At 61.6% G+C, this 4,875-nt stretch carries 3 protein-coding genes; all 3 read left to right on the top strand.

Translation table 11 applies throughout. The features are described 5' to 3' along the window. Positions 1 to 194 precede the first annotated feature (194 nt). Positions 195 to 1,907: a DNA mismatch repair endonuclease MutL gene (gene mutL, locus NW833_RS11060; RefSeq protein ID WP_414412500.1), complete on the top strand. Its 1,713-nt coding sequence runs from the start codon at positions 195 to 197 to the stop codon at positions 1,905 to 1,907. A 32-nt stretch (positions 1,908 to 1,939) separates the two neighbouring features. After that, entirely contained in the window at positions 1,940 to 2,794 is an 855-nt protein-coding gene (locus tag NW833_RS11065; protein WP_414412501.1) for a vitamin K epoxide reductase family protein, read from the top strand. A gap of 212 nt (positions 2,795 to 3,006) precedes the next feature. After that, a partial coding sequence (locus NW833_RS11070; RefSeq protein WP_414412502.1) for a TIGR03960 family B12-binding radical SAM protein occupies positions 3,007 to 4,875 on the top strand: 1,869 nt, incomplete at its 3' end.

The following is a 4,875-nucleotide window of genomic DNA, read 5'->3' on the forward strand; positions in this document are numbered from 1 at the left end:
TGCACGAGCGGAATGCGCACAACTTCCCGCTGGACTTGGCGGCGGTGGAGGTAGCGCCGGCTGTGCGGGGCTAGTGCCTCCCCAGGTTTCCTGACTCTACTTCCCCTGGCCTCAGCGCCAGGGGTTTTTCTTTCAGGACATACTGGGCGTATTGAGCAAAGAGGACTCCCAGGGGAGCAGTGCTGGATATTCCCATGGTCAAGATTCGGCCTCTAAGTCCGGAACGAGTTGCCCAAATGGCGGCGGGAGAGGTGATCGACTCCCTGGAGGCAGCCCTGCGGGAATTGATAGAAAACGCCCTCGATGCCCAGGCCAGCCGCGTTCAGGTAGATCTTTGGCCGAGCCGCTGGCAGGTGCGGGTAGCCGATAACGGCCAAGGGATCCCAGGCTCGGAGTTGGAGCAGGTAGCCCGTCGCCATACCACGAGCAAGTGGGATGGGTGCAGCCTAGGGTTTCGCGGAGAAGCTCTGCACAGCCTAGCCCGCTTGGGATCCCTGACCATCCAGACCCGTCATGCCACCGATGAGCATGGCTGGCTGGCCACCTACGACCAGCAGGGGGAGTTGATCCACAAGCAGCCAGCAGCCACCGCTCTGGGGACAGTCGTGACGGTGGCGGATTTGTTTGCTAGCTGGCCCCTGCGCCGCTGTCCCCCGCCCCAGACGCGCTCACTCCTAACCTTGGTCCAGAACGCTGCGCTAGCCCATCCAGAGGTTAGCTGGCAAGTCTGCCAGGAGGGGCAGCTGCTACTTAGTCTTTGGCCGGGCCAATCTCTGCAGGATCTGCTCCTGCAAATGTTGCCGCAGGTGGAGCCTTCCGATCTGCGCTACCGGCGCATTCAAGAGGGGGATAGCGACTGGGAGTTGGTGGTGGGCTTGCCGGATCGCCTGCATCGCCCTCGCCCCGATTGGATCCGGGTAGCCGTCAATGGCCGCTTTGTGCAGATGTTGGAGTGGCAACGGTTAATCCAGTCAGTCTTTCAACACGCCTTGCCCCGCCACCGCCATCCTCTGGTAGTGGTGCACCTGCGCCTGCCACCGGAACAAGTGGACTGGAACCGCCATCCAGCTAAGAGCGAGCTCTATCTACAAAAGCCGCAGGAGCGACAGGAGCAATTGCGCCAGTACCTGCAGGATCTTCTGCGCGCAGGCTCTGCCCAGTCCAGCCGCCGCTCTCTTCATCTCCTCCGCGCCAGCGAGTCCAAGTCGCTCTACCGGGTTTCAGCTCCCTCCGCCGCCGGCTGCTCCCTGCCTCCCCTAAAGGCGCTGGCCCAACTGCACCGAACCTACATTCTAGCGGAGCACCCCCAGGGGCTGTGGCTAGTGGAGCAACACCTGGCCCACGAGCGAGTGCGCTATGAGGAGATCCAACGGCACTGGCAGCTAGTGGAGCTCGAGACACCAGTCATGTTGCAGGGATTGTCTTCCCAAGCCGTGGAGCAGCTGGAACAGTTGGGGCTAGAGCCGGAACCCTTTGGCCCCGCTACGTATTTGGTGCGCCGCCTGCCGCTAGCTCTCTGCTCGGAAGACCCCGAAGAGGTGCAGGGATCCCTTCTGGAACTCAGCCGCTGCGCGGATCTAGAAGCAGCTCAGGTGGCCCTGGCCTGTCGTGGTGCCTTGCGCAATGGGGTCCCACTTACCCTGGAGCAGATGCAGCAGTTGCTGGATGCCTGGCAGCGCACGGCTAACCCCCACACCTGTCCCCATGGCCGTCCAGTTTATCTAGTTTTGGCCGAAGCCGACTTGGCCCGCTACTTTCGCCGCCGCTGGGGGATCTGCGACCGCCCCCTCTCTGACCCCAAGCTGGGATCCCTGCGGCTGGGAGACAGTTTGGCTGCCCAAGTGCGTCGTTCAGCCGGCTTGCCGGTGTTAGATCCCACGGACGAGGTCAATTCTGCCCCTCTATAATTTCAGGGGTGTCAAGCTGCTGGAACGGTCCTATGGCTTCCTATCTCAGAACCCCAGAAGAAACCTGGCTGCAGCGCCATGCGCGCCCAATCTTGGTCTTCTTGTCCAGCTTGGGAGTTCTGTTAACAGCCTACCTTACCTACACCAAGCTGACGGAGCAGCCTGCTGCCTTCTGTGGGGGGGATGGGGGGTGTAACCTGGTGCTCTCCAGTCGGTGGGCAGAGTTTTTGGGGATCCCAACCGCAGCCATTGGCCTGCTGGGGTTTCTAGCCGTCTTGGCCCTGGCAGGGCTGCCGGAAGAGATCCCAGGAGTGAAGCGGTGGCGATGGCCAGCCCTGTTTGGCTTGGTTTCCGCCATGACTGTCTTTGAGATGTATATGCTTTACCTGATGGTGGCGGTGCTACGGCAATTCTGCCTGTACTGCACGGCAGCGATGGGGTTGGTAGCGGGGCTGTGGCTCGTCACGGTGTTTGGCCACCGCTGGCTGGACTGGGCCAAGCTGGCTTTCAGTTACATTCTCGTGGGCCTATTTACGTTGGTAGTTACCCTTGGGGTGTACGCCAAGCAGGCTCCTCCGCCCAGCCCCCTAGCGGCAGGCTTAGCAGCCCACCTGCGCAAGATTGGCGCCACCATGTACGGGGCCTACTGGTGCCCCCACTGCCAAGAGCAGAAGGCCTTGTTTGGGTCGGCCTTTGCCCAGATACCCTACGTGGAGTGCTCGCCCAACGGGCCCGGCACGCCTCAGGTTGAGGAATGTACGAAGGCAGGGATCACCAGCTATCCCACTTGGATTATCAATGGCCGCAGTTACGTGGGACTCCGCTCGCTGGAAGCTTTGGCCGTAGCTTCTGGGTACTCCTTCGAGGCGGAGGAAGAGCAGGATTGACCGCTCTGAAGACTGATACAACACTAGACAAAAGCGGATCTTTTCCACGACCCCGCTAGAGGGGTCTCCACCGGCATCACTTCCCGTCGAGCTGTCCTTTTCTTGAGGGTTGCGCCCGTTGCCTACACAGAAACCACGCCGGGTTTGGGCTGCTGGAAAAGTTCGGCTAGAGTCAGAATTAGTAGCTGCGTTTACTTCTTGCTAGGATCCCCATGCTTGCTGCGGCTGCCACGGAAGCACACCTAGAACCCGTTGATTTGGATCGCTTGCTCACGCCTGAAATCCAGCGGCCAGCTCGCTACTTGGGCAAGGAATTCGGGGCTGTCCATCGCCCTTGGGACTCGGCACGGGTGCGTTGGGTGCTAAGTTACCCGGAGCTGTACGAGGTGGGGGCTTCCAACCTGGGCCACATCATCCTCTACAACATCCTCAACGCCCAGCCAGACCAGTTGTGCGACCGCACCTACCTGCCAGGCCCGGATCTGGCGGCTCGGATGCGGCAGCTGGGGATCCCGCTGTTTGCCGTAGAATCGCGTCGCCCCCTGCGCGCTTTCCACATTGTCGGCTTCAGCCTGGCCTATGAGCTGGGGGGCACCAACATCTTAGAGATGCTGGATCTGGCCGGGATCCCGCTCAAGTGGTGGGAACGGCAAGCCTTTACCCCACAAGAGTGTCCCCTCATCTTTGCCGGTGGGCCGACTGCCACCTCCAACCCCGAGCCCTTTGCCGACTTTTTCGATTTCTTCGTCTTTGGGGATGGGGAAGAGGTGCTGCCGGAAATTGGTCAGGTGCTGGCCGGATCCCTGCACAAGCCCCGCCGGGAGGTGCTCTTGGAGCTGGCCCAGGTGCCAGGAGTGTATGTGCCGCAGTTTTACGAGGGGATCCCCCCGCGGCCCATCGTGCCTGGGGTGCCGGAGCGCATTCGCCGCCGCGTAGCGCTGCCCCAACTGCAGTACTCCGTTGGTCTAGTGCCGCTGGTGGCCACCGTCCACGACCGCCTGGTGGTGGAAGTGCGACGTGGCTGTACCCGCGGCTGTCGCTTTTGCCAACCCGGCATGCTCACCCGCCCTGCCCGCGATGTCGATCCGGAAGCGGTAGTGGAGGCGGTGGTGCAGGGCTTGCGCAAGACCGGCTACAACGAGTTTTCTCTTTCTTCTCTCAGCTGCTCTGACTACCTTTCCCTGCCAGCGGTGGGAGCAGAGCTACATAACCGTCTCCTTGGCCAGCACATTGCCCTTTCCCTGCCCAGCCAGCGGGTGGATCGCTTTGATGAGAACATTTCCGCCATCATGAAGGGATCCCGCCGCTCGGGGCTGACCTTTGCTCCGGAAGCCGGCACGCAACGGCTGCGGGACATCATCAACAAGGGCCTTAGCGATGCTGACCTCATTCGCGGCATTCGCACTGCAGTCCAGGAGGGCTGGGACAAAATTAAGCTCTACTTCATGATTGGCCTGCCCGGCGAGACTGACGACGATGTGATTGGGATTGCCCGCACGGTCAAGATGCTGCAGCGAGAATGTGCGGCCCTGGGCCGCAAGCGGGTGGAGTTTACCCTCACCCTCTCCAACTTTGTCCCCAAGCCCCACACGCCCTTCCAGTGGCACCGGGTGGACTACGCTGACGTGCGGCGCAAGCAGGATCTGCTGCAAAGGGAACTGCGGCGGCTGCGGGGAGTCAAGGCCCACTTTACCGATATTCGCTTTAGCATCCTGGAGGACTTGATTGGCAAAGGGGATCGCTCCCTGGGCCGCATGATCGAGCAGGCCTGGCGAGCTGGCGCCGGCTTGGATGCCTGGTGGGAAAACATCGACGCCGCCTATGCCGCCTGGGTGAAGGCCTACAGTGGCGAGGCGGTAGATCCCAGCGCCGATCCAGTGGCCCTCTGCGCCTATCTCCCGATGCGCGAATTTGGCCTGGAGGATCCCTTGCCCTGGGATCACATCGATACCGGCATCGACAAGAAATGGCTGCAGAAAGACTACCGCCGCGCCCTAGAAGCGATCACGGTAGAAGACTGCTCCTTCGAGAAGTGCTCCGCCTGCGGCGTCTGCGGCCCCGGCTTTGGCCACAACATTGTC

The organism is Synechococcus sp. O70.1 (assembly GCF_047462215.1).
Lineage (GTDB): Bacteria > Cyanobacteriota > Cyanobacteriia > Thermostichales > Thermostichaceae > Thermostichus.

Excerpts from the sequence above, each read along its gene's own strand:
- mutL (WP_414412500.1), top strand. The coding sequence starts at position 195 with ATGGTCAAGATTCGGCCTCTAAGTCCGGAACGAGTTGCCCAAATGGCG.
- NW833_RS11065 (WP_414412501.1), top strand. The coding sequence starts at position 1,940 with ATGGCTTCCTATCTCAGAACCCCAGAAGAAACCTGGCTGCAGCGCCAT.